Source organism: Metallibacterium scheffleri (assembly GCF_002077135.1).
GTDB classification, from domain to species: Bacteria; Pseudomonadota; Gammaproteobacteria; order Xanthomonadales; family Rhodanobacteraceae; genus Metallibacterium; species Metallibacterium scheffleri.
Map to the genome: position 1 here is coordinate 1,050,680 of NZ_LDOS01000001.1, position 22,464 is coordinate 1,073,143.

At 65.4% G+C, this 22,464-nt stretch carries 25 protein-coding genes; 17 read left to right on the forward strand and 8 right to left on the reverse strand.

The features are described 5' to 3' along the window. Positions 1-49 precede the first annotated feature (49 nt). The 5 genes from petA to Mschef_RS04700 are packed head-to-tail and all read left to right on the forward strand — an operon-like array spanning position 50 to position 3,762. Entirely contained in the window at positions 50-664 is a 615-nt protein-coding gene (gene petA / locus Mschef_RS17890) for a ubiquinol-cytochrome c reductase iron-sulfur subunit (protein ID WP_081126621.1), read from the forward strand. Further along, the gene (locus tag Mschef_RS04685) at positions 664-1,920 is read left to right on the forward strand and encodes a cytochrome b (RefSeq protein ID WP_081126622.1); all 1,257 of its coding nucleotides are present in this window, start codon (positions 664-666) and stop codon (positions 1,918-1,920) included. The genes petA and Mschef_RS04685 overlap by 1 nt, the downstream gene beginning before the upstream one ends. Further along, on the forward strand, positions 1,913-2,653 hold the full coding sequence (locus Mschef_RS04690) for a cytochrome c1 (RefSeq protein ID WP_081126623.1): 741 nt from the start codon (positions 1,913-1,915) through the stop codon (positions 2,651-2,653). Before Mschef_RS04685 ends, Mschef_RS04690 begins: the two co-directional genes overlap by 8 nt. A 39-nt stretch (positions 2,654-2,692) precedes the next feature. Further along, positions 2,693-3,316 (forward strand): glutathione S-transferase N-terminal domain-containing protein, encoded by a 624-nt coding sequence (locus tag Mschef_RS04695; RefSeq protein WP_081126624.1) that lies wholly within the window; start codon positions 2,693-2,695, stop codon positions 3,314-3,316. Beyond that, positions 3,313-3,762 carry a ClpXP protease specificity-enhancing factor gene (locus Mschef_RS04700; protein WP_081126625.1) on the forward strand — a complete coding sequence of 150 codons (450 nt, stop codon included), beginning with the start codon at positions 3,313-3,315 and terminating at the stop codon, positions 3,760-3,762. The genes Mschef_RS04695 and Mschef_RS04700 overlap by 4 nt, the downstream gene beginning before the upstream one ends. Before the next feature lie 53 nt (positions 3,763-3,815). Here the strand turns inward: Mschef_RS04700 and nadC are convergent, their stop codons facing one another. From nadC to Mschef_RS04715, 3 genes are all read right to left on the reverse strand, one after another. Beyond that, a complete protein-coding gene (gene nadC / locus Mschef_RS04705) occupies positions 3,816-4,667 on the reverse strand; it encodes a carboxylating nicotinate-nucleotide diphosphorylase (RefSeq protein WP_081126626.1) in 852 nt (283 codons plus the stop codon). Then, positions 4,664-7,012, reverse strand: coding sequence for a DUF1631 domain-containing protein (locus Mschef_RS04710; protein ID WP_081126627.1), 2,349 nt, complete (start codon positions 7,010-7,012; stop codon positions 4,664-4,666). Before Mschef_RS04710 ends, nadC begins: the two co-directional genes overlap by 4 nt. A gap of 81 nt (positions 7,013-7,093) precedes the next feature. Next, entirely contained in the window at positions 7,094-7,360 is a 267-nt protein-coding gene (locus tag Mschef_RS04715; protein ID WP_081126628.1) for a Trm112 family protein, read from the reverse strand. A gap of 54 nt (positions 7,361-7,414) precedes the next feature. Here Mschef_RS04715 and purE point away from each other — a divergent pair, with 54 nt between their 5' ends. Both purE and Mschef_RS04725 read left to right on the forward strand, forming a co-directional pair. After that, positions 7,415-7,927: a 5-(carboxyamino)imidazole ribonucleotide mutase gene (gene purE / locus Mschef_RS04720; protein WP_081126629.1), complete on the forward strand. Its 513-nt coding sequence runs from the start codon at positions 7,415-7,417 to the stop codon at positions 7,925-7,927. Then, positions 7,924-9,099, forward strand: coding sequence for a 5-(carboxyamino)imidazole ribonucleotide synthase (locus tag Mschef_RS04725; RefSeq protein ID WP_081126630.1), 1,176 nt, complete (start codon positions 7,924-7,926; stop codon positions 9,097-9,099). Before purE ends, Mschef_RS04725 begins: the two co-directional genes overlap by 4 nt. Positions 9,100-9,126: 27 nt before the next feature. Here the strand turns inward: Mschef_RS04725 and Mschef_RS04730 are convergent, their stop codons facing one another. Then, positions 9,127-9,705, reverse strand: coding sequence for a superoxide dismutase (locus Mschef_RS04730; protein ID WP_081126631.1), 579 nt, complete (start codon positions 9,703-9,705; stop codon positions 9,127-9,129). A gap of 118 nt (positions 9,706-9,823) precedes the next feature. Here Mschef_RS04730 and grxD point away from each other — a divergent pair, with 118 nt between their 5' ends. Genes grxD through Mschef_RS04745 form a run of 3 tightly spaced genes read left to right on the forward strand, consistent with a single transcriptional unit; the run spans position 9,824 to position 11,532 of the window. Continuing rightward, a complete protein-coding gene (gene grxD / locus Mschef_RS04735; protein ID WP_081126632.1) occupies positions 9,824-10,153 on the forward strand; it encodes a Grx4 family monothiol glutaredoxin in 330 nt (109 codons plus the stop codon). 5 nt (positions 10,154-10,158) lie between these two features. Then, positions 10,159-10,920 carry an SDR family NAD(P)-dependent oxidoreductase gene (locus Mschef_RS04740; protein ID WP_338093158.1) on the forward strand — a complete coding sequence of 254 codons (762 nt, stop codon included), beginning with the start codon at positions 10,159-10,161 and terminating at the stop codon, positions 10,918-10,920. Between the two features lie 3 nt (positions 10,921-10,923). Next, positions 10,924-11,532 carry a YhgN family NAAT transporter gene (locus Mschef_RS04745; RefSeq protein ID WP_081126634.1) on the forward strand — a complete coding sequence of 203 codons (609 nt, stop codon included), beginning with the start codon at positions 10,924-10,926 and terminating at the stop codon, positions 11,530-11,532. A 12-nt stretch (positions 11,533-11,544) separates the two neighbouring features. On the opposite strand, the gene Mschef_RS04750 is transcribed toward Mschef_RS04745, so the two are convergent. Beyond that, complete coding sequence (locus Mschef_RS04750) at positions 11,545-12,471, reverse strand: hypothetical protein (protein ID WP_081126635.1); 927 nt, start codon at positions 12,469-12,471, stop codon at positions 11,545-11,547. Between the two features lie 167 nt (positions 12,472-12,638). Here Mschef_RS04750 and gltX point away from each other — a divergent pair, with 167 nt between their 5' ends. The 4 genes from gltX to Mschef_RS04770 all read left to right on the forward strand — a co-directional run bounded on the left by gltX (position 12,639) and on the right by Mschef_RS04770 (position 15,929). Continuing rightward, on the forward strand, positions 12,639-14,039 hold the full coding sequence (gltX, locus tag Mschef_RS04755; RefSeq protein ID WP_081126636.1) for a glutamate--tRNA ligase: 1,401 nt from the start codon (positions 12,639-12,641) through the stop codon (positions 14,037-14,039). A 56-nt stretch (positions 14,040-14,095) separates the two neighbouring features. Further along, complete coding sequence (locus tag Mschef_RS04760) at positions 14,096-14,572, forward strand: transcriptional repressor (protein ID WP_081126637.1); 477 nt, start codon at positions 14,096-14,098, stop codon at positions 14,570-14,572. A gap of 106 nt (positions 14,573-14,678) precedes the next feature. Beyond that, entirely contained in the window at positions 14,679-15,662 is a 984-nt protein-coding gene (locus Mschef_RS04765) for a cation diffusion facilitator family transporter (protein ID WP_081126638.1), read from the forward strand. Between the two features lie 78 nt (positions 15,663-15,740). Then, positions 15,741-15,929, forward strand: coding sequence for a 30S ribosomal protein THX (locus tag Mschef_RS04770; protein ID WP_081126639.1), 189 nt, complete (start codon positions 15,741-15,743; stop codon positions 15,927-15,929). Positions 15,930-15,959: 30 nt separating this feature from the next. On the opposite strand, the gene hutI is transcribed toward Mschef_RS04770, so the two are convergent. Together hutI and Mschef_RS04780 are read right to left on the reverse strand one after the other, a co-directional pair. After that, positions 15,960-17,186: an imidazolonepropionase gene (gene hutI / locus Mschef_RS04775; protein ID WP_081126640.1), complete on the reverse strand. Its 1,227-nt coding sequence runs from the start codon at positions 17,184-17,186 to the stop codon at positions 15,960-15,962. Then, entirely contained in the window at positions 17,183-18,418 is a 1,236-nt protein-coding gene (locus Mschef_RS04780) for a chloride channel protein (RefSeq protein ID WP_168708936.1), read from the reverse strand. Before Mschef_RS04780 ends, hutI begins: the two co-directional genes overlap by 4 nt. Before the next feature lie 216 nt (positions 18,419-18,634). On the opposite strand from Mschef_RS04780, the gene Mschef_RS04785 reads away from it, so the two are divergent. Beyond that, positions 18,635-19,960, forward strand: coding sequence for a formimidoylglutamate deiminase (locus tag Mschef_RS04785; RefSeq protein WP_081126642.1), 1,326 nt, complete (start codon positions 18,635-18,637; stop codon positions 19,958-19,960). 48 nt (positions 19,961-20,008) lie between these two features. After that, positions 20,009-21,715: a proline--tRNA ligase gene (locus Mschef_RS04790; protein ID WP_081126643.1), complete on the forward strand. Its 1,707-nt coding sequence runs from the start codon at positions 20,009-20,011 to the stop codon at positions 21,713-21,715. 15 nt (positions 21,716-21,730) lie between these two features. Here the strand turns inward: Mschef_RS04790 and Mschef_RS17090 are convergent, their stop codons facing one another. Beyond that, the gene (locus Mschef_RS17090; RefSeq protein ID WP_136256475.1) at positions 21,731-21,988 is read right to left on the reverse strand and encodes a hypothetical protein; all 258 of its coding nucleotides are present in this window, start codon (positions 21,986-21,988) and stop codon (positions 21,731-21,733) included. Here Mschef_RS17090 and Mschef_RS04795 point away from each other — a divergent pair. Next, positions 21,987-22,313 (forward strand): H-NS histone family protein, encoded by a 327-nt coding sequence (locus Mschef_RS04795; RefSeq protein ID WP_081126644.1) that lies wholly within the window; start codon positions 21,987-21,989, stop codon positions 22,311-22,313. The genes Mschef_RS17090 and Mschef_RS04795 overlap by 2 nt on opposite strands. Positions 22,314-22,464 lie beyond the last annotated feature (151 nt).

The following is a 22,464-nucleotide window of genomic DNA, read 5'->3' on the forward strand; positions in this document are numbered from 1 at the left end:
TTTTAACATCGGTTCATTTTCAGCCATGGCCCATACAACCGAGTCCGCGATGCCCCACCCTGGCGAGAATCATGACGAGGTCGATCACGGTCGGCGGCGTTTCCTCACCGTGACCACGGCCGTGGTCGGCGGCGCGGGGGTGGTCATCGCCGCGCTGCCCTTCATCAAATCGTGGGAGCCCAGCGCGCGCGCCCTGGCTGCAGGGGCGCCGGTGACCATCGACATCAGCAAAATCGAGTCGGGACAGATGGTGCGCTTCGCCTGGCGCAAACTGCCGATCTTCGTGGTCAATCGCACCAAGGAGCAGTTGGCCGATCTGCCGGGCCTGGATCCGCGTCTGCGCGACCCCGAATGCAAGGAGACCAGCCAGCAGCCGTCCTATTGCCAGAACGCCTGGCGCTCGATCAAACCGGAGTGGCTGGTGATGATCGGCATTTGCACGCACCTGGGCTGTGTGCCGGATTACTACGGCCAGATCAAACCCGAGCCGTTCGATCCGCACTGGAAAGGCGGCTTCTTCTGCCCCTGCCACAAGTCGCGTTACGACGTCGCCGGTCGCGTGTTCGATGGTGTGCCGGCGCCTTTGAACATGGTGATCCCGCCGTATCACTACATCGACGACGTGCATGTGCGCATCGGCGTGAATCCCAAAGGAGCCGCGTGATGGCCGCTGCACCGGATGCCTGGAAGCCCAGGAACAGGACGCTGCGCTGGATTGAGGATCGCCTGCCGATCTTCGGCTTCCTGCGTGAGCACACCGTCGAGTACTACGCGCCGAAGAATTTCAACTTCATGTACTTCTTCGGTTCGCTGGCACTGCTGTTGCTGGTCAACCAGATCGTCACCGGCATTTTCCTGGCGATGAACTTCAACCCCACCTCGGCCGGGGCGTTCGCCTCGATCGAATACATCATGCGCGATGTCGAGTGGGGCTGGTTGATCCGCTACATGCACGTCACCGGAGCCTCGCTGTTTTTCGTGGTGATCTACCTGCACATGTTCCGCGCGCTGATGTACGGTTCGTACAAGCAGCCGCGCGAGCTGCTGTGGGTGATCGGCATGCTGATTTATCTGGCGCTGATGGCCGAGGCCTTCATGGGCTACGTGCTGCCCTGGGGGCAGATGTCGTTCTGGGGCGCCAAGGTGATCATTTCCTTGTTCGGCGCCGTGCCGGTGATCGGCAACCAGCTGGTGGAGTGGATCATGGGCGATTTTCTGCCCTCCGGCGCCACCCTCAACCGCTTCTTCGCGCTGCACGTGATCGCGCTGCCGCTGGTGCTGCTGCTGCTGGTGGTGTTGCATCTGGGCGCGTTGCACACCTCGGGCTCGAACAACCCCGATGGCATCGAGATCAAGCAGCACAAAGGCGCCGACGGCAAGCCGCTGGATGGCATTCCGTTCCACCCGTACTACACGGTGAAGGACCTGGTCGGCGTGGGATTTTTTCTGCTGCTGGCGGCATTCATCATTTTCTATCAGCCGACATTTTTCGGGCTGTTCCTGGAGCATGACAACTACGTGCCAGCCAATTCGCTGGTGACCCCTGCGGCGATCCACCCGGTCTGGTACTTCACCCCGTTCTACGCGATGTTGCGTTCGGTGCCGAGCAAAGGCCTGGGCGTCATCACACTGTTCGCGGCGATCGCGGTGCTGTTCTTCCTGCCATGGATCGACCGCGGCAAGGTCAAGGCGATGCGTTATCGCGGTGCCAGCTACAAGGTCGCACTGGCGATCTTCGCGCTCACCTTCATCTGGCTGGGCAAGATCGGTATCGGCGAGAGCACCTGGATTGGCGATACCTATATCGCACGCGCGTTGACCGGCGTGTATTTCGGATTCTTCGTGTTCCTGTGGGCTTATACCTACTTCGGCTGGGAACGCACCAAGCCGGTTCCCGAACGGGTGACGATGCATGAATAAGCGCATGTTTCCTGGATTGCTGCTGGCACTCGCTCTGGTTTCCGGCCCGGTGCTGGCCCAGGAGGCCACGCCAGCGCTGTATGAGGCGCACGTCAATGTGCATGACATGGCCTCGGTGCAGCGCGGCGCGCGTATCTTTTTCAATTACTGCGCCGGTTGCCACTCGCTGCAATACATGCGCTACTCGCGCATCAGTCATGACCTCGGGCTGAGTGAGCAGGAAGTCATGACCAACTTTGATTTCAACGGGGTCAAGTTTGGCGATCACGCCATTTCCAGCATGCCTGCCGCTGATGCCGCGAAGTGGTTTGGCAAGGCGCCGCCGGATCTCTCGCTGGAAGTGCGCGCCAAGGGCGCGGACTGGGTCTACAGCTATCTGAAGTCGTTCTATCTCGACCCCACGCGTCCGGTGGGCTGGAACAACACCGTGTTCGCCAACGCCTCCATGCCCAATCCCTTGTGGGAATTGCAGGGCGTGCAGACCGCCGTCTATGCGCCATCCAAGCCGGGTGAGGATGCCAGGGTCGAGAAGCTGGATCTCAGCCAGCCCGGCATGGAAACGCCCGAGCAGTTCGACCGCACCGCGCGCGATGTCACCACGTTCCTCACCTACGTGGCCGAGCCCAATGTCTACGAGCGCGAGCGCGTCGGCCTGTGGGTACTGCTTTATCTGGTGGCGTTCTCGTTGCTTGCCGTGTTCCTGAAACGCGAGTATTGGAAAGACATCCATTGACTGTCGCGGAACAGACGTGACGCTGAGAGGAGGAGCCCCATGGCGCAGAATCCGCGCATGCGCAATGTGCTGACGCTGTACACGCTGTCCGACGATATCCAGTGCCATCGAGTGCGTCTGGTGCTGGCGGCCAAGGGGGTTGCCTATGAGCGCGAGCTGGTTGATCCGAGCAAACCGCCCGCGGAATTAGGCGAGTTGAATCCCTACGCCAGCGCGCCGACACTGATCGACCGCGATCTGACGCTGTACGAAACATCGGTGATTTGCGAGTACATCGATGAGCGCTTTCCACATCCGCCGCTGATGCCGATCGATCCGCAATCGCGCGCACGCCTGCGCCTGGTGCAGACGCGTGTCGAACGCGAGTGGTTGCCGATGGTGGCGGCAATCGAGGGTGGCGGGCGCCATGGCGAGACGGGACGGCGCCAGCTGCGCGAATCGTTGCTGGCCTCGGTACCGCTGTTCAAGATGGCCAAGTTTCTGCTCAACCCGGAAATCAGTCTGGCCGACTGTTTGGTTGCCCCGCTGATTTGGCGGTTGCCCGCGCTGGGCATTGATCTACCGCGCAGCGCCGCGCCAGTCATCGACTACGGCGAGCGCCTGTTCGCCAGCCAGGGTTTTGCGCGCAGCCTCACCGCCAGCGAGAAGGCGCTGCGGCAGTGAGTGAATCCGAGGCCACGATGAGCTCGAGCCGGCCCTACATGCTGCGCGCGCTGGTGGAATGGATCAACGACAATGGCCTGACACCGCACCTGCAGGTGGATGCGCACGCGCCTGGCGTGCGCGTACCGGCATTCGCGGTACGCGGTGGCAAGGTCACGCTCAACATCGCATTGCGCGCGGTTGCGCATTTGCAGATGGACAACGACGCGATCAGCTTTCAGGCGCGCTTTGGCGGTGTCAGTCACAGTGTCTACGTGCCAATGGCGGCCATCGAGGCGATTTACGCGCGTGAAAACGGGCAAGGCATGGTGTTTCCACCCGAGCCGCAAGCGGGCGCTGCACCTGCGCTTGCACCGGCCACAGCGGATGGCGCCGCAACGCCGCAAGCCGAAAGTGCCACGGCCGCGCCGCCGAAAAAACCTCCGCATTTGCGCGTGATCAAGTAATCCGACTGGCGTGCGCCGGCCTTGCGCGGACGCCAATCATCAAACATGCGTGTTCACTGCATGACGCGCAGTGAGAAATCCACGGCATGCAGGTGCTTGGTCAGCGCGCCGATCGAAATGAAATCGACGCCGGTTGCGGCGATTGCACGCAGCTGCTGCAACTCGACGCCGCCCGAAGCCTCCAGCGGCACGCGTCCGGCTCCGCGTTGCACCGCGACGACCATGTCGGCCAAGGTGAAATTGTCCAGCAGGATGCGATCGGGGCGCAGCGGCAAGGCCTCATCGAGTTGCTGCAAGGTCTCCACCTCGACCTCCAGCGGCGCGCCGGGATGCAGCGTGCGCGCCGCCGTCACCGCGGCCGTGATGCCGCCCGCGGCGGCGATGTGGTTTTCCTTGATCAACACCATGTCGAACAGCCCGACGCGATGGTTGCTGCCGCCACCGCAGCGCACCGCGTACTTTTGCGCCAGACGCAGGCCCGGCAGGGTCTTGCGTGTATCCAGAATGCGCGTGCGCGTGCCTGCAACCGCGGCGACATAGTGCGCGGTGATGGTGGCCGTGCCAGACAGGGTTTGCAGAAAATTGATTGCGCAGCGCTCGGCGCTGAGCAGGGCGCGACTGCGGCCCGTGATGACGCACACCGTGGCGTTGGCAAGGATGACATCGCCATCGGCGAGCCGCCAGTTGCACTGCATCCTGGAGTCGAACGCACGCAGACAGGCTTCGAACCAGGACGTGCCGGCGAGAACTGCCTGTTCACGGCAGACCAGTTGGGCGCGCAGTGGCACATCCGGCAGCAGGTCCGCGGTGAGATCGCTGCCGCCGCCAAGATCCTCGGCCAGCGCGCGCGCAACATCGCCCTCGATGGCCGCTGCTTCCTGCGGGCGCAGTTCGCTGTGACTCATGCGCCGCCGTGATCGGGTACGGCTTGTGTTTGTGCGTTGCGCAGACGTTCGACGATGGCATCGAGGGCGCGATCGAACAGCGGAACTTCCTCAAGCAGCACCGCATGGCCGGACTCGATCTCGGCGGCGAGTTGCGCGGCGGCCTTGTCTGCCACCTTCAAACCGCGCCGGTTGACGAACAGATAACGACCACTGATCGGGCTGATCCACGACAGTTTGGCGCGCTCGCGACTGCCATCGTCGTTGCAGAACTCGAACCAGCAGCCGCTTTTCAACGCGCGCACGCCGTCCAGCGCCTCGCTGCTCACGGTGGATTCGGGTCCGGCGCTGCCAGGTGGCACGGAAAGCGCAATGACGGGTTCTGGTTCCAGCGCGGGCGGCAGGAAGGTTTCGACGTCCTGGTTGGCCTGCTGCGCGCGCGCAGCATCGGCCGCGTCGGCAATGGGCTCGGCGGCGGCCTCGCCCAGCAGCGGACGATACAAGGCATTGAGCTGTTCCAGCAGGCGGTTCTGGTCCGGCTCTTGCAAAGCCACCGTGGCCAGGCCGAGGCGCAGACTGCGTTCCAGTTCGGGCAGCAGTGTGCGCAAACGCTGCCTGGATGCAGCATCCGGCTTGGGCGTGAAGCTCCACAGCAGGTCGTCCATGAAGTGCAGTGCGGAACGATATTCCGGCGATTCAGCACCCTGGCGCAGCAGCACCAGCACCAGGTAATTGGCCCATGGGCGTGTCAGCAAGCTGCGTACCAGTTGCGGCGGATTTTGACCCTGCAGGCGATCCAGAACCACATTGGCGGCACTGCGGCGCGCGTGTTCGAGCTTTTCGCGTCCACGCGTGGCTTCCGCGGCGCGCAATTCAGTAAGCTCCGCGCGCTTGCGGTGTGTTTCGAGTTGCGCGCCGAATTCTTTCAGCAAGCGCTCGAACACATCGATATCGTCGTCGAAATCCTGCAGCAACCGCTCCACCACGGCACGTACGTCGCCGAGCAGGCGCAGGTCGGGATCGGACTCGCGCGACCAGCCCTTGGCCGCATCAGCGAGGGTATCGAGCAGGCGCCGCGCCGGATGCGCGCGTTGCGCGAACAGGCGCCGATCGAGGATCGCCACCTTGAGGTAGGGGATCTGCAGGCGTGCCAGCAGCGCCTGCATTTCGGTCGGCAGGTTGCGGTCCTGCAGGATGAACTCGAACAGCATGCTGACCAGATCGATGGTGTCTTCATCCGCCTCCGACAGGCGCGCGCGCGCGTGACCGCTGATGCGCGAGACCTGATCAAGCAGGTCGGCCTTGACGTGGCGCACCTCGCCCATGGCCTCATTGGCATTGCGCGTGGCCAGGTTGGCGCGCGCGATCTCGGCCTGCAGCAGGGTCAATGCGCCAAGCAGTTCGGCGGGGCCTGGCAGGGGCATCGCGCTGCCCGCGGAGTACCCGCCAGCGTAATTGCCACCGACTTGCAGGGTCGCACCCATGCCCGTCTCGCCAGGGGCGCGACGTGCGGCCAGCAGGTTGCCGAGTTGGGTGAGCAAATCGGCCTGCGCGGCAAGATCCTCGCCATAGGTTTGTCCACTGCCACGCGCCACACTGGCCGCGCCGGTAGCCGCAGCCATGTTCGCGGGGCTGCTGCCACTGCCGGTGCGACTGGCTGCGGGCTGGCGGATCTGTGGCAACACGCCGGCCTGCGCCAAACTGAGGTTGAGTTCCTCATACATGGCCTCGGCGCCGCTCATCACGTAGCGGTCGAACAGCTTGTACACGATCAGCTTCACGCGCATGCCGGTATCGAGATCACGCAGCGTCTGGCGGAACGCCTGCGCCAGCGCTCCAGGGTCGAGCGGGCCCAATGCATTGTCGAAGCGCAACCCGCCGGCCAGCATGGCCAGGCGCTCATTCAGCGCGAACAGATTGCGCGCAAGGCGTTGCTCGGCCTTGCTGGCCATGCTGCTGACCGCCAGCGACTCCTCCAGCTCGGCATCCTCGACCAGACTCAGTTCGCCGCGCGGTGCGTTCGAATCGCTGAGCATGCGGCGTTCGCGCAGGCGCCCGGCGCCGAGATCGGCAATGCGTTTGGCAATGTCATCGATGAACATGCGTTCGATCAGGCCGCGCTTCTTGCGCAGCTCGCGCATGCCATCGAAGTACTCGACCTGCAGCGCGTTGCTGGCGGCTTTCTCGGCCAGGTCGAACAGCGCATCGTCGAGATTGTCGAACAACATCGCAGTCAGGCCCTGCAGATTGCGCGACGCTATCGAGCGCACGCTGCCCAGCAACTCGCCCGGTCGTTCGCCGCGCTCATCGCGTCGCGGAATGATCGGGATGACCTTGGCGGGGGTAGTGTCTTCAGGGGCATTCATGGCGGCAGCGGGCGAGCGGATTCAGTGTGACATTTTCTTGCATTGCCGCGCGAACAATGTGACCGCAGTCACGCCATGGCGTCAGCGTGGAAAATCGTTCAATTGCACGGTACCGATACCCTCGTCACCAAGCAGCACCGGAATGCCGTCATCAACGCGGTAGATGATCTTGCCATCGCGCGTGATCAGTCCTTCGCGCAGTGCCGCATCCACGGGCATGTCGGTGACGCTGCGCACCTGACCCGCCGCGATGGCGTGGTTGAGCGCATCGAGTTCAGCACGCTTCAGCGGGCGCAGAGGCATCTTGCTGAGTGGGCAGACGAGAATGTCGAGCAAGCGGGAATCCATGATGCGTGGCCGTGCGGAGCGCGTGTACGATAGTCTTTTTATCGAGGCTGGCCAATGCCTGAGTCAGTATCCAACGCGCGCGTCGGCGTGGTCATGGGCTCGCGATCCGACTGGGAAACCCTGCAGCACGCCGCGGCGACGTTGCAGCAACTCGGCATCGCGCACGAGGTGCAGGTGGTGTCCGCGCACCGCACGCCCGACCTGCTGTTCACTTATGCCGAGCAGGCGGTGGCGCGCGGTCTGGCGGTGATCATCGCCGGTGCCGGTGGAGCCGCGCACTTACCGGGCATGCTGGCGGCGAAGACGCCACTGCCGGTGTTGGGCGTGCCGGTGCAGTCGCAGGCGCTCAATGGCATGGATTCACTGCTGTCGATCGTGCAGATGCCGGCCGGCGTGCCGGTGGGCACGCTGGCCATCGGTCGCGCCGGCGCGATCAACGCCGCGCTGCTGGCTGCCTCGATTCTGGCGCTGCACGACGCGGCGCTGGGTCGGCGCCTGGCCGATTTCCGCCGTGCGCAGACGGACGCGGTGCTGGCTGCGCCCGACCCCCGCAAGGCCATGTCGTGAGCAGACGCCTGCCGGTCATCGGCATCCTCGGTGGTGGTCAGTTGGCGCGCATGCTGGCGCTGGCTGCGGCACCGCTGGGCGTGCGCTGCAGCGTGGTTGACGGCAGTGCCGACGCCTGCGCCGGGCAACTCGCGCCATTGCGCGTGGCCGACTGGCGCGATCTGGCCAGCCTGGAGCAATTCGCGGCAGCGGTGGATGTGGTCACCTTCGATTTCGAGAACGTGCCCGCGGCCACTGCCGAATGGCTGCGCCAGCGCGTGCCGGTGCACCCCAGTCCCGAGGCACTGGCCGTGGCGCAGGATCGGATCAGCGAAAAAATGCTGTTTCGCGCGATCGGACTGGACACGCCGGCATTCGCCGCAGTATCCACGCGTAGCGAGCTGGACGCGGCCGTCGCCCGGATCGGCGTGCCGTCGATCCTCAAGACGCGCCGCCTGGGTTACGACGGCAAGGGCCAGTTTCGTCTGCGCAGTGCCACCGACGTTGATGCCGCGTGGGCGGCGCTGGGCGCGCAGGCCACGCCGCACGGGCTGGTTCTGGAAGCCTTCGTACCGTTCACGCGCGAGTTGTCGGTGCTTGCGGTGCGCGGCCGCGACGGTGAATTCCGCACCTGGCCGTTGACACAGAACTGGCACCACCAGGGCATTCTGGCGCTGAGTTGCGCGCCGGCCACGGTTGCCCCCGAGCTGGCGGCGCTGGCTCTGCACAAGGCGCAAGCGCTGGCCGAAAAGCTCGACTACGTCGGCGTGTTCGCACTGGAGCTGTTCGAGCACGCGGGGCATCTGCTGGGCAACGAGATGGCGCCACGCGTGCACAACTCCGGTCACTGGACCATCGAAGGCGCGGTCACCAGCCAGTTCGAGAACCACGTGCGTGCGGTGCTGGGGTTGCCGCTGGGTGCGACCACGCTGCGTGCCCCCAGCGTGATGTTCAACTGGATCGACGCCTTGCCCGAGCCAGTGACCGGCGCGCTGGCACTGAGCGATGTGCACTGGCACGACTATGGCAAGGACCCGCGGCCCGGGCGCAAGGTCGGCCACGCCACCATTGCCTGCGCCGATAGCGTGCAGTTGCTGGCGCGCGCTCAGGCGCTGGCGCAGGCGCTGGGGCGCGAGCCGCAACTCGCGCCGGCGCTGCCGGTGTTGCATGCGGGTGCAGCGCCGCGCGGGTGAGAGCCGTGGCTTGCGTGGCCGAATGGCTCAACGCATGCGGCTGGCGGCGTGCTCCCAATTGACCAGCTTCCAGAATGCTTCCAGGTACTTGGGACGCGCGTTGCGGTAGTCGATGTAGTAGGCGTGCTCCCACACGTCGCAAGTCAGCAGCGCGCGGTCGGCGCCGGTCAGCGGCGTGGCGGCGTTGGACGTGCTGGCCAGGCCGAGGCTGCCGTCGGGGCGCTGCACCAGCCAGGCCCAGCCGGAGCCGAAGGTGCCGATCGCGGTCTTGCTGAATTCCTCGCGGAATTTCTCGATCGAGCCGAAGGCCTTGATCAGCGCATCGGCCAGCTTGCCGCTGGGGTCGCCGCCACCCTTGGGCGAAAGCGACTGCCAGTAGAAGCTGTGGTTCCACACCTGCGCGGCGTTGTTGAACAGGCCGCCGCTGGACTTGCGCACGATCTGTTCGAGGTCCATGGCCGCCAACTCGGTGTCCTTGATCAGGTTGTTGGTATTGGTGACGTAGGTCTGGTGGTGCTTGCCGTAGTGGTAGTCGAGCGTCTCGGCCGAGATGTGGGGCTCCAGCGCGGCGCGGTCGTAGGGAAGTGCGGGAAGTTCGATGGCCATGTGTTGCTCCTGTTGGCGGGAGATGGAGAACGCCGCGCGGGAAGGGAGCCAAGGCTCGGCGCTGCTAGACTGCGCGCCCGGTGCGGCTTCGACGTAAGCCTAGTCTAACGGTGCTGCGATGGATGTGAACGATCGGATCAAGGCGGTGCTCGACACGCACCCGCTGGTGCTGTTCATGAAAGGCACGCCACAGTTTCCGATGTGCGGCTTTTCCAGCCGGGCCGCGCAGATGCTGCGCGAGGTGGGTGCGCCGTTCCACGCGGTCAACGTGCTGGAGGATCCCGAGCTGCGCGCGGCGCTGCCGCGCTACGCCAACTGGCCCACATTTCCGCAGTTGTTCCTGCACGGCGAGTTGCTGGGTGGCTGCGATATCACGCTGGAATTGAAAGCCTCGGGCGAGCTGCAGCGGCTCGCGCAGGAAGCCACGCTGCGCGGAGACGCGGCTTGAGCCGTGTGTCGCCGATGCGGCAGCAAGTGCCTGCATTGGTGCCGGGCGCACTGTCCGGACGCGTGGTACTGCTGGTGGGCGCAGCCGGTGGTCTGGGTCGCGCTGCTGCGCTGGCCTGCGGCCGCGCCGGGGCGACCGTGGTGTTGCTGGGCCGGCAGGTGCGTGCGCTCGAGGACCTGTACGACGAACTGCTTGCCGTCGGTGCGCCGCAGCCCGCGATTTACCCGTTGAACCTCGAAGGCGCCACACCGCGCGATTATGCGGTCATGGCCGAGGCCTTGGCGCGCGATCTGGGCGGCGTGGATGGCGTCGCGTTCACCGCCGCGCGCTTTGACGGCCTCACGCCACTGGAACTGATTGAGCCCGAACTGTGGCTGAGCCAGATTCAGGTCAATCTGAGCGCGCCGCTGCTGATCGTGCAGGCTTTGCTGCCGCTGCTGCGGCAAAGCGCGGACAGCGCCATCGTCTTTGTCCTGGATGATCCGGCGCGCGTGCGTCGCGCGCACTGGGGCGGCTACGGCGTGGCCAAGTGCGCGCTGGAAGGTTTGTTCGCGATTCTCGCCGAGGAGCATCACGAAGGTCCGTTGCGCGTGCATGCGCTGCTGCCGGCGCCGATGCGCACGGCGTTGCGCCGCCTCGCCTATTTCGGTGAGCATGGCGAGGCACAGTCCGAGCCGACCCTCGCGGGCGCCGCGTTGGCCGCGTTGCTCAGTCCGCAGGCTGCGTCGCTGCGCGGACAGGTGCTCGATTTGCGCGTGCCGGACTGAGTCGTGGACAGCCACGTCAACGCGCTCTCGGCGGGGATCCTGCTGTTCCTGATCATGGACCCGCTGGGCAATATTCCACTGTTCCTCAGCCTGCTCAAGAACGTCGCGCCCAAGCGCCGCCGCTGGGTGCTGGTGCGCGAATTGCTGATCGCGCTGGGGGTGCTGTTCGCGTTCCTGCTCGGCGGTGGTTTCATCCTGCGCGTGCTGCAGCTCAAGCAGGAGTCAGTGAGCATTGCCGGTGGCCTGGTGCTGTTTCTGATCGGCGTGCGCATGATTTTTCCGCCGAAGGAGGGCCTGTTCGGTGACACCGGCAGCGGCGAGCCGTTCATCGTGCCACTGGCGATTCCGTCGGTGGCCGGACCCAGCACCATGGCGGCGCTGCTCTTGCTGACCAACCAGCATCCGGGTCGTTTGGGCGCGTGGAGCCTGGCACTGTTCGCGGCATGGCTGGCGGTGGCGGTGATCCTGCTGTCGTCGACTTATCTGTATCGCTGGCTGGGCGAACAGGTGCTGATCGCGCTGGAGCGCTTGATGGGCATGTTGCTGGTAGCGCTGTCGGTGCAGATGTTTCTCGGCGGCGTGGTGGCCTATCTGCGCGCCGCAGCGGTTTGAACCGGCATGCTTTCAAGCAGCGGGTGGCAGGATTTCGAGGATGCCCAGCGCCTGGCAGGCGCGCGCGAAATCGGCCACGTCGGCCACATCACCGCCGATCTGTTCGGCAATGGCGGCTGGCGTCGCAGGTTGACGCATCAACGCGGTGGCGATGCGAAAGTGGCGCGGGAATTCGCGTTCGATCTCGGGCCAGCGCGTCAGGCGCAAGCGGCTGTCCGCGTTGGCGCCATCCGGGAACGCACCGGGATGGGCGCTGAGCGCAACGAACCAGCGCAGTCGTGATAACGGTTGTCCGCCCACGGCGCGCGCCGCGGCCAACACGCCGGGCGCTGGTTGGCGCGCCGTGCTGAGTGGGCGCGCCAGCAATGGCGTTTGCGGCCGCAGCGCGCTGGCGCCGTACCAGCGGTCAGTCTGCGGATCGAGCAGCAGGCTGCAGCCATCGGCTTCAACGAGCAATGGCGCCATGGCGGCACCGTCCAGCAACCAGTCGGCCACGCTCGCCTCGGCGCCAGTTTCGGTGGTTGCGCGACTGCTGGCGATGCCTGCCATCGATGATGGCTGCGCGAACGCCTTGGCTTGGGTTTGCGTTGGGGCCGGTTTGGTTGCCTGCGGTGCTTCCCCAAGCCGAACGCGCACCTGCTCCAGCACCCGCACCAGGGCGTCGGCCTGCACGGGCAGATCGAGGCTGAGGCGCGCGTCGCGCAAGCCCGTGCCGGCAGCCTTGGCGCTGCATGCCACCGCGTGACGGCCTGCGCCAATCAGCTTGAGCCACGACATATGTCCCCAGACGCTGTCGGCATTGACCAGCACCAGATCCGCCTTGGCCTCATCATCGAGGCGCCAGTGCGCAGCTTCGTCGCGCAGCCCGCGCAGCAGCGCGGCGATATGTGCGGCGCCGGACTCCTCGAAACTGGACAAAGCCAAACCGTAAGTGCTCATGCTGTCGTCAACCTTTGCATGCAGGCGCGTGCGCCCCTGGCGCACGCATCGCGAATGGCGGCATTGTGGGGTGGCCGCCCGCCGCGTCAATCGGAAAATGCACCGATCCACGTAAACAATCGCAACGCCAGCTAGACTTTGCCACCACCACAAGTCATTGAATGTCCATGTCCGTACGTACCCGTTTCGCCCCCAGCCCCACGGGCTATCTGCATATTGGCGGTGCGCGTACCGCGCTGTATTGCTGGCTGGAAGCGCGTCGGCGCGGTGGCGCGTTCGTGTTGCGCGTCGAGGACACTGATCGCGCACGCAGCACCGACGCCGCCGTACAGGCCATCCTCGACGGCATGGCGTGGCTGGGGCTCGATTTCGACGAAGGTCCGATCTTCCAGACGCAGCGCATGGCGCGTTATAGCGAGGTCGCGCGCGCCCTGTTGGAGGCCGGCAAGGCTTATTGGGCCTACGAGAGCAAGGACGAGATCGATGCGATGCGCGCCGCCGCCATGGCGCGCGGCGGCAAGCCGCGCTACAGCGGTCATTACCGCGAGCTGGCCGCGCCGTACCGCGAAGATCCCAATCGCGTGCTGCGCTTCAAGAATCCGCTGCATGGCAGCGTGGTATTCGAGGATGCCGTCAAGGGCCGGGTCGAGTGGCGCAACGAGGAGCTGGACGATCTGGTGCTGATCCGATCCGACGGCTATCCCACCTACAACTTCGCGGTGGTGGTCGACGACATCGACATGCGCATCGACGAGGTGATTCGTGGTGACGACCACGTCAACAATACGCCACGGCAGATCAATCTGTATCACGCCCTGGGCGCGGCGGTGCCACGTTTCGCGCATCTGCCGATGATCCTTGGAGCGGATGGGCAGAAACTGTCCAAGCGCCACGGTGCGGTCAGCGTGATGCAGTACCGCGAGGATGGCTTCCTGCCGCACGCGTTGTTGAATTATCTGGTGCGCCTCGGCTGGTCGCACGGCGATCAGGAGATCTTCTCGCGCGCCGAGATGATCACGTTATTCGACATCGGTGCGGTCAATCAGTCGGCATCGCGTTTCGACCTGGCCAAACTGGGCTGGCTCAACCAGCATTACCTGAAGACCGACGATCCCGCTGCGCTGGCACCAGAATTGGTCTGGCATTTGCAGCGCTGCGGTATCGAACCGGCGCAGGGCCCCGCGGCGGAAGACGTGATCGTGGCGCTGCGCGAACGCGTGCAGACGCTCAAGGAGATGGCCATGCGTGCGCGCATCTGGTACGCGCCGATCAGCGCATGGGACGAGCAAGCCGTGGCCAAGCATCTCGGCGGCGCCGGAGCACGCGCTGCGCTGCTGGCCGTGCACACACACCTGGCCGCGCTGACGGCGTGGACACCCGGGCAGGTGGGCGAGGCGATCAGCGCCACCGCCGCCGCATTGGGCGTGGGCATGGGCAAGATCGCGCAACCGTTGCGCGTGGCCATCACCGGCAGCCAGGTTTCGCCCTCGATCGAGCACACGGTCTATCTCGCCGGCCAGCAGGAAGCGCTGCGTCGCATCGATACGGCGCTGGCGCGTACGCGATAGCGCGCAATCGGTCGTGGTGTCCCGGGCGCATGGGCCACCGGTTGTATGCTGTCCGCATGAGTGCGCAAATTCAACCGCATAGCCACCGTCATGATGCGCGCGAATACCTCGCGACGGTCGAGCGCGCCTGCCGCGAGCGTGGCTTGCGACTCACCGAATCGCGGCGCGAGATACTGCAGTTGCTGGCCGCGCAGGGCCGGCCGGCCAAGGCCTATGACTTGCTCGAAAGCCTGCGCCAACTGCACGCCACGGCGGCGCCGCCGACCGTGTATCGCGCGCTGGAGTTCTTGCTCGCGCACGGGTTCATCCATCGCCTCGATTCGATCAACGCCTTCGTCACTTGCCATCACCCCGAGCAGGCGCATCAGGTGCCGTTTCTGATTTGCGATGAGTGCAACGAGGCCGAGGAGCTATGCGACGACGGGCACATGGCGGCGCTGATCGCGCGTGAAGCGCAGCGGCGTGGTTTCGCACCCCGCGCGCAGACCCTTGAAGTGCATGGCCTGTGCGCGCGCTGCCGCGCTCGGCGATAGGCGCGCGCAGTGATTGTCATGTGCTGCGGCCAACGGCTGCGCTCGAAAGGTGTGCACGTGCATGGGGTGATTGTGTAACGCGGGGACGCGCACCTAGCATGACCGCATGAACGATTGGTCTCCGCATCGGCATGCGCCACGCGCCGCGCACGAACGTGCTCGCGTGCACGATGAACACGTGCACGATGAACATTCGTTTCACGTTCGCGCGCATGGTGATGGCCGTGCGCGGCGCCTCGGAATCGGTCTGGTATTGACGCTGCTGATGCTGGTGATCGAAGCCGTGGGTGGCTGGTGGTCGGGTTCGTTGGCGCTGCTGGCCGATGCCGGACACATGCTGGTCGATGCCATGGCGCTGGGTCTGGCCGTGGCCAGCGCGCGCATCGCGCTGCATCCGCCCAGCGCGCGCTACAGCTTCGGTCTGGCACGCGGCGAGATCCTGGCGGGCTTTTTCAACGCACTGACCCAGTTCGTGCTGGTCGGATTCATTGTCTGGGAGGCGGTGCGTCGCCTGCAGCAGCCGCGTGCGATCGCCTCGGGCGAGATGCTCGCGGTGGCGCTGGTGGGGCTGCTGGTCAATGTGGTGGTGCTGCGCATGCTGCATCGGCATGATGCCGACGACGTGAACATGGCGGCGGCGAGCCTCCACGTGCTCGGCGACCTGCTTGGTTCGGTCGCTACCGTGCTGGCGGCGCTGGCGGTGGGATGGCTGGGCTGGTTGTGGGCCGACCCGGTGTTGTCCTTGCTGGTTTCGCTGCTCTTGCTGCGCAGTGCCTGGGTGCTGGTGCGGCGTTCGGCGCACATCCTGCTGGAGGGGGTGCCCGATGGCGTCAGCGTCGAGGCCGTGGTGGCCGCGTTGCGCGTGCTGGATGCGGGTATCGTCGATGTGCATCATCTGCACCTTTGGCAGGTCGGTGCGGGGCAGCGCATGGCCACCCTGCACGTGCGTGTGGCTGCTTCGGACCAGGGCGAGCGTATTCTGCGGCTGGTGCGGACGACGCTGGCCGAGCGCTTCGGCATCCGCCACACCACGGTGCAAATCGAAAGCGCCGGCTGTGTCGAGACCAGCCCGGATTGCGTCGCGCGTTGAAGGGGCCGCGTTTGGTCGCGGCGCTGGGCGCTGCTATGCTCAGCAACCTTTTTGCATTGCGCATACACGAGGACATCCATGGGCAAGGGCGATCCCAAGACCCGCCGCGGCAAGACTTATCGCGGCAATTACGGCAACACCCGGCCACATGCGGCCAAGACGGTCGCCGGTAGCAAGGTGGTCGCCGTCGCGGCGAAAAAGCCTGCAGCCGTGGCCAAGAAAGCAGCCACGACCGCAGTCAGGAAAACTGCCGCCAAGAAAGCCTGACCTGCAAGTCCGTACGCCAGCGCGTGCTGCTCAGACCACGCGCTGGCCGGCGGCAATGACCGTGCGTGCCAACGTACCGCCGATCCAGTAGCTCAGTTCGGCCGGCGCCGTGGCATCCCACAGCACCAGATCCGCGCGCAGCCCTTGCGCCAGCCGGCCGCGGTCGTTGAGTGCAAGTGCTCGCGCGGCATGCACGGTGACGCCGCGCAAGGCCTCCAACGGCGTCAGTCCGAACAAGGTGCAGGCCATGTTCATGGCCACGCGCAGCGAACGCAGTGGCGCGGTGCCGGGGTTGAGATCGGTCGCCACCGCCATCGGCACTTGCGCCGCACGCAGCGCCGCAATGGGCGGAAGGCGCGTTTCGCGCAGTACATAAAAGCTGCCGGGCAACAGCATTGCCACGGTGCCCGCCGCGGCCAGAGCCGCCACGCCCGCGGCGTCGGTGCATTCGAGATGATCGGCCGAGAGCGCCGCGAACTCGGCGGCCAGCGCGGCGCCATGCAGATTGGACAGCTGATCCGCATGCAATTTGACCGGCAGGCCCAGCGCGCGCGCGGCGATGAACAGCGCGCGCGTCTCCGCGGCGCTGAAACCGATGCCTTCGCAGAATGCGTCCACGGCATCGACCAGTCCTTCGGTATGCAGATGCGGTAGCCAGTGCGTGCAGACCTCGCGCACATAATCCGCGCGCCGGGAGTGGAATTCGCCTGGCAGTGCGTGCAGTCCCAGCAGCGTGGTGCGCACCTCGATGCCCAGTTCATCGCCGATGCGCCGCGCCACGCGCAGCATGCGCGTCTCGCCGGGCAGGTCCAGTGCGTAGCCGGATTTGATCTCCAATGTGGTGACGCCGTCCGCCAGCAACGCGCGCGCGCGCGGCAAGGATGCCGCCAGCAGACCGGTTTCATCGGCCGCGCGCGTGGCGCGAACCGTGGCCAGGATGCCGCCGCCGGCGCGAGCGATCGCCTCGTAGCTGGCGCCTTGCAGGCGCTGCTCAAACTCCTGTGCGCGCTCGCCAGCAAACACCAGGTGCGTGTGCGCGTCGATCAGGCCCGGGGTGAGCAGTGCGCCATGGGCGTCGACAGCGGTCGCGCGCAACGTGTCATATGCATGCGGCAATTCCGCTGTCGGCCCCAGCCAGGCAATGCGGCCCTTGCGCCAGGCGATGGCGCCATCCTCGATCAGGCCGTAGCCATGATCTGCGGCCAACGTGGCCAGATGTGCGTGCAGGATCAAACCCTGCGCCGCGGCGGGATTCATGGCGCGGGTTCCTGAGCTGCGGCGGTACGGGCATCCGCGGCACGCTGGTTCTCGTACTCGCGCATCAGGCGCGCGGCGAACACGTTGTACATCGGCGTGCGGCAGATCAGCGCCGAACTGGCGCGACCAAGCAGCGCGGCCGCCAGGATCGGCAGCGCCAGATCCTGATTGGGGGTGATCTCCAGGCAGATCACCGCGGCGGTCAGCGGGGTTTGCGCCACGCCGGCCAGATACGCCGCCATGCCCATCAGCATCACCGCGGCCGGTGCCACGTGCGGGAACCAGTGCGCCACGTTGTGGCCCAGACCGGTGCCCACGGCCAGCGCGGGTGACAGCGAGCCACCGGGCACGCCCGACCACACGTTGATGGCGTTGGCGATGTACTTGAGCACGCCGAAGCTTTCGCCCGGATTCTGCGGTGCGCCCTGCAGCAGCGCGCGCGCCTGGTCGTAGCCGGTGCCATACACGCTGCCGTGGCTGGCCAGCCCCAGCGCCACCAGTGCCAGCCCGGCGGTTGCGGCGAACCACACCGGAAAGCGCGTGCGTAGCTTGGCCAGGTGGTGCAGGGGGCCGATATCCAGCAGCATCAGCCGCGCAAACAGGCCGCCGGCCAGTCCACAGATCACCCCGACCACCAGCAGCGCCAGCCAGCCTGCGCCCAGCGGCAGGCTGGCGGGGACATTGCCGAAGTAGCTGTAGTTGCCGAGCAGGCCCAGCGAGACCACGCCGGAAAACAAGACTGCCGCGATCAGGATGCCGCTGAGGCGATGTTCGAAGGCGCCGGCCAATTCCTCGATGGCGAACATCACGCCGGCCAGCGGCGCGTTGAAGGCCGCCGCGAGGCCGGCGCCGCCACCGGCCAAGATGAAGCGTGCCGCTGCCTTGGGATCGTCGAAGCCGAAGCGCTTGCCCAGCGTGTACATGATGCCCGCACCGATCTGCACGGTCGGCCCTTCGTTGCCGATCGAGGCGCCGGTAAGCAGCGCCAGTGGTGTCAGCAAAAACTTGGCCAGCACCATGCGCCAACTGACCAGGCGCTCGCTCAGCGCGTGGCTTTGCTCGTCCTGTGCGGCGATGACCTCGGCGATGCCGCCACCGCGGGCATCCGGCATGTGGCGCGAGATGAACCAGGCGATCAGGGCGAAACCGGGCGGGGTGATCAGCAGCGCCAGCCAGGCGCGTCCAGCGATGGCCGCGGCGAAGATCGCGTAGGCAAGGTTGGTGAGCTTCATGAAAGCCACCGCGACCAGGCCCACCAGGATTCCGCCGCCCCACAGTACCAGTCGCCGCCGCCATGGCGAAGTTTCAGGCTCGTGCTCACCTTGAACAGGATGGCGTGTATCGAGTGGCGGATTGGCATCGTGCATCACTCGATTATGGCTTAACCTGACGGCTCGCTCGCCCGCGCGTCGCGTGCGGGCCGCCATGACGGCAAGCGGAGTGATCCGGTGAATGCAAATCTTTCGATGCCCAATTTCTGGGATGGCGCGAGCTGGCGCGCGCACAGCTGCGGTTGCGACGCCGCCGTCGCCGAGACGAGCTGGCACGGCTGGGTGATTCCAGGCCTGGTCAACGCGCATTCGCACGCATTCCAGCGCGCGATGGCGGGACTTGCCGAGCGTCGCGTCGTGCGTGCTGGCGATGCGCGGGACAGCTTCTGGAGCTGGCGCGAGACCATGTACACCTTCGCTGCGCGACTCGATCCGGAGACTCTGCACGCGGTTGCGGCACAGGCCTACGTGGAAATGCTCGAAGCCGGCTACACGCAGGTGTGCGAATTCCACTATCTGCACCATGCGCAGGACGGCAAACCCTATGCCCCGGCCAGCGCGATGAGCGCGGCCCTGATCGCCGCCGCGCGCGAAACCGGCATCGGGCTGACCTTGTTGCCGACGCTGTACATGAGTGGAGGTTTTGATCAGCGCCCTCTGGCGGCACGCCAGCAACGCTTCGCGCACACGCTCGATGCATTCCTCGATTTGCTGGCCGAATTGCGCGCGCTTCAAGGCCCGGGGCTGAATGTCGGCATTGCCTTGCACTCGCTGCGCGCGGTGCCGGCCGAGGCCTTGCACGAGCTGCTGCAATCGGGCCTGGCCGCGCAGGGCCCGCTGCACATCCACATCGCCGAGCAAACCGCCGAGGTGGATGATTGCCTGGCGGCCACGGGCCAGCGCCCGGTGGCCTGGCTGCTCGACCATGCACCGCTCGACGCGCGCTGGTGCCTGGTGCATGCCACGCACATGGATTCCGCTGAAACCACGCGCCTTGCGCGCAGCGGTGCGGTGGTGGCGTTGTGCCCGAGCACCGAGGCCAATCTCGGCGACGGGCTGTTTCCGCTCGGTCCCTATCTGGACGCGGGCGGGCGTATCGCCATCGGCTCGGACAGCAATGTGTCGATTTCGCCAGTGGAGGAATTGCGCTGGCTGGAGTACGGCCAGCGCCTGGCCCGACGCGCCCGCAATCTCGCCGCCAGTGCGCAACAGCCGCATGCCGGCGCGCGCCTGGTTGCGCTGGCGCTGGCGGGCGGGCGCCAGGCGGCCGGTCTCGACGACACGCCGATGGATGCGGCATTGCTGCATCTGGATGGTGCGCATGTGCTGCTGGCGGAGCGTCGCCCCGAGGAAGTGCTGGACAGCTGGATCTTTGCCGGCAACGCAGCGCTCGTGCGCGATGTCTGCGTCGCCGGGCAGCACTTGGTGCGCGCCGGGCGGCACGTGCATGGCGAAGCCATCGCACGGCGCTATCGCCAGGCGCTGGCACGGCTGCGCGCCTGAATCCCGGCGGCATCGTTACACTCTGCACCCTTTACGCGGACTTCGAAGATGCGCCTCAGCCAGTTTCACCTGAATACCGTCAAGGAAGTGCCAGCCGATGCCGAGATCGTCAGCCACCAGCTGATGCTGCGCGCCGGCATGCTGCGCAAGCTTGCCGCCGGCATCTACACGTGGACGCCGCTGGGGCTGCGCGTGCTGCGCAAGGTCGAGGCCATCGTGCGCGAGGAAATGAATCGCGCCGGTGCCATCGAATTGCTGATGCCCTCGATCCAGCCGCGCGAGCTGTGGGAGGAAACCGGGCGCTGGCAAAAATTCGGCGGGCAGTTGCTGAAAATCCGCGACCGCAAGGATCAGGAATACTGCTATGGCCCTACCCACGAGGAAGTGATCACCGATTTTGCGCGCAACGAGCTGAAAAGCTACCGCCAGTTGCCGATTAATTTCTTCCAGATCCAGACCAAGTTCCGCGACGAGATCCGCCCGCGCTTCGGCGTGATGCGCGCGCGCGAATTCCTGATGAAGGACGCGTATTCGTTTCACCTCACACCGGAATGTCTGGCGCGTGAGTATCAGAACATGTACGACGCCTACACGCGCATTTTCACCCGGCTCGGTTTACGCTTTCGTGCGGTGCAGGCCGACACCGGCGCCATCGGTGGCAGCGCCAGTCATGAGTTCAGCGTGCTGGCCGATTCCGGCGAGGATGCCATCGCTTTTTCCAGCGCATCCGGTTACGCCGCCAATGTGGAAATGGCCGAAGCACTGGCGCCGGGCGCACGCGCAGCGCCAGCCGAAGCGCTGCAGCGCGTGGCCACGCCGACGCAGAAAACCTGCGCCGAGGTGGCCGCGCTATTAGGTGTCGATCTGGCGCGCACGGTGAAATCCATTGCCTTGGTCAGCGAATCCGGTTTTGTGCTGGCGCTGCTGCGCGGAGATCACCTGCTCAACGAAATCAAGCTGGCCAAGCTGCCGGGGCTGGCTGAATTTCGTCTGGCCAATGAGGCCGAAATTGTCGAACACCTGGGCAGCGAACCAGGCTTCATCGGACCGCGGGAACCGCGCAAGGCCATTACCCTCGTTGCCGATCGCAGCGTTGCCGCCATGGCCGATTTTGTCATTGGCGCCAATGCCGTCGGTTATCACCTGCGGGGCGTCAACTGGGGCCGCGATTTGCCCGAGCCGGATCACGTCGCCGATATTCGCAACGTGCAAGCCGGCGATGCCGCCGCGGATGGCAGCGGCGCGCTGCAAATCGCGCGCGGCATCGAGGTGGGGCACGTCTTTCAACTGGGTCAGAAATACGCCGCGGCCATGGGCGCGCAGGTACTCGATGCGCAAGGCAAGGCGCAAACGCCATTCATGGGCTGCTACGGTATTGGCGTGAGCCGTATCGTGGCTGCGGCGATCGAGCAGAATCACGATGCTGCAGGCATCCGCTGGCCGCGTGCCATGGCGCCATGGCAGGTGGCGATCTGCGTCATCAATCCCAAAAGCGTCGCGGCTGTCGATCAGGCCGCGGCGGCGCTGTATGCCGAATTGCAAGGATGCGGCATTGAAGTAGTGCTGGATGATCGCGGCTTGCGCTCGGGCGCGATGTTTGCCGATATTGAACTGATCGGCATTCCGCAGCGCGTCGTCATCAGCGAGCGTGGTCTGGCTACCGGCCAGTTAGAATACCGCCGGCGCGATGCTGCGGACAGTGAAATGCTGAATAAAGAGCAACTGATGACACGCATCCGCGCGGATTCGCCCTGATTGGCAAAGGCCTGATCAAGTGCAAGCCTTCGGCGAGCCAATGATGGCGTGCAGTACGACGCACAGGCCGTGACCCACTGCCAATGCACCCGGCAACACGAGTGGTCTGGTTCCGCCGCGCACGGTTGCTTGTAAACCGCGCATTACAGCTATTTCATGGTTGCGGTTATTGACTGAATATTGTGCAATTGCATGCAGCGTGCAAAAATCCTCATGCTGCAGCGGGTCAGCCGTTGATCCGCATAATCCATATCCATTCAGGAGACGAGTCATGGCCATCGATCTGAAAACCTTCAATCACAACCAGCTCAACGAGTTGATCGAGCACGCCAAAGTGCGTCAGGCGGAGTTGGCCAAGGAAAAGCTGGGCGCGTTGCGTGAGCGCATTGAGAATATCGTCAAACAGGAAGGCTATAGCCTTGAGGATGTTTTTGGTGGCCGCGCGCGGCGTGCGCGCAAGAGCATGGGCGTCGTGGCGCCCAAGTTCCGCAATCCAGCCAATGCCCAGCAAACCTGGAGTGGCCGTGGCAAGCGCCCGCGCTGGTTCCACGAAGCGCTGGCCGCCGGCAGGAAAGAAGCGGACATGCTGATCAAGTAAGTATCAGAGCGGTTTGCAAAACCGCCCTGGCACAGAGCGCAGTGGGCCAGCGCCCGCTGCGCGCCGGAACCAAGGATGGTGCAGACAGAAGCGGCGCGGCTCTGCAATGCCGAATGGCTTGCAAGCCGCGGCAGAATGCCAAGCCGTGCAG

Excerpts from the sequence above, each read along its gene's own strand:
- petA (WP_081126621.1), top strand. The coding sequence starts at position 50 with ATGCCCCACCCTGGCGAGAATCATGACGAGGTCGATCACGGTCGGCGG.
- Mschef_RS04685 (WP_081126622.1), top strand. The coding sequence starts at position 664 with ATGGCCGCTGCACCGGATGCCTGGAAGCCCAGGAACAGGACGCTGCGC.
- Mschef_RS04690 (WP_081126623.1), top strand. The coding sequence starts at position 1,913 with ATGAATAAGCGCATGTTTCCTGGATTGCTGCTGGCACTCGCTCTGGTT.
- Mschef_RS04695 (WP_081126624.1), top strand. The coding sequence starts at position 2,693 with ATGGCGCAGAATCCGCGCATGCGCAATGTGCTGACGCTGTACACGCTG.
- nadC (WP_081126626.1), bottom strand. The coding sequence starts at position 4,667 with ATGAGTCACAGCGAACTGCGCCCGCAGGAAGCAGCGGCCATCGAGGGC.
- Mschef_RS04710 (WP_081126627.1), bottom strand. The coding sequence starts at position 7,012 with ATGAATGCCCCTGAAGACACTACCCCCGCCAAGGTCATCCCGATCATT.
- Mschef_RS04715 (WP_081126628.1), bottom strand. The coding sequence starts at position 7,360 with ATGGATTCCCGCTTGCTCGACATTCTCGTCTGCCCACTCAGCAAGATG.
- purE (WP_081126629.1), top strand. The coding sequence starts at position 7,415 with ATGCCTGAGTCAGTATCCAACGCGCGCGTCGGCGTGGTCATGGGCTCG.
- Mschef_RS04730 (WP_081126631.1), bottom strand. The coding sequence starts at position 9,705 with ATGGCCATCGAACTTCCCGCACTTCCCTACGACCGCGCCGCGCTGGAG.
- grxD (WP_081126632.1), top strand. The coding sequence starts at position 9,824 with ATGGATGTGAACGATCGGATCAAGGCGGTGCTCGACACGCACCCGCTG.
- Mschef_RS04750 (WP_081126635.1), bottom strand. The coding sequence starts at position 12,471 with ATGAGCACTTACGGTTTGGCTTTGTCCAGTTTCGAGGAGTCCGGCGCC.
- gltX (WP_081126636.1), top strand. The coding sequence starts at position 12,639 with ATGTCCGTACGTACCCGTTTCGCCCCCAGCCCCACGGGCTATCTGCAT.
- Mschef_RS04760 (WP_081126637.1), top strand. The coding sequence starts at position 14,096 with ATGAGTGCGCAAATTCAACCGCATAGCCACCGTCATGATGCGCGCGAA.
- Mschef_RS04765 (WP_081126638.1), top strand. The coding sequence starts at position 14,679 with ATGAACGATTGGTCTCCGCATCGGCATGCGCCACGCGCCGCGCACGAA.
- Mschef_RS04770 (WP_081126639.1), top strand. The coding sequence starts at position 15,741 with ATGGGCAAGGGCGATCCCAAGACCCGCCGCGGCAAGACTTATCGCGGC.
- hutI (WP_081126640.1), bottom strand. The coding sequence starts at position 17,186 with ATGAATCCCGCCGCGGCGCAGGGTTTGATCCTGCACGCACATCTGGCC.
- Mschef_RS04780 (WP_168708936.1), bottom strand. The coding sequence starts at position 18,418 with ATGAAGCTCACCAACCTTGCCTACGCGATCTTCGCCGCGGCCATCGCT.
- Mschef_RS04790 (WP_081126643.1), top strand. The coding sequence starts at position 20,009 with ATGCGCCTCAGCCAGTTTCACCTGAATACCGTCAAGGAAGTGCCAGCC.
- Mschef_RS04795 (WP_081126644.1), top strand. The coding sequence starts at position 21,987 with ATGGCCATCGATCTGAAAACCTTCAATCACAACCAGCTCAACGAGTTG.
- Mschef_RS17090 (WP_136256475.1), bottom strand. The coding sequence starts at position 21,988 with ATGACTCGTCTCCTGAATGGATATGGATTATGCGGATCAACGGCTGAC.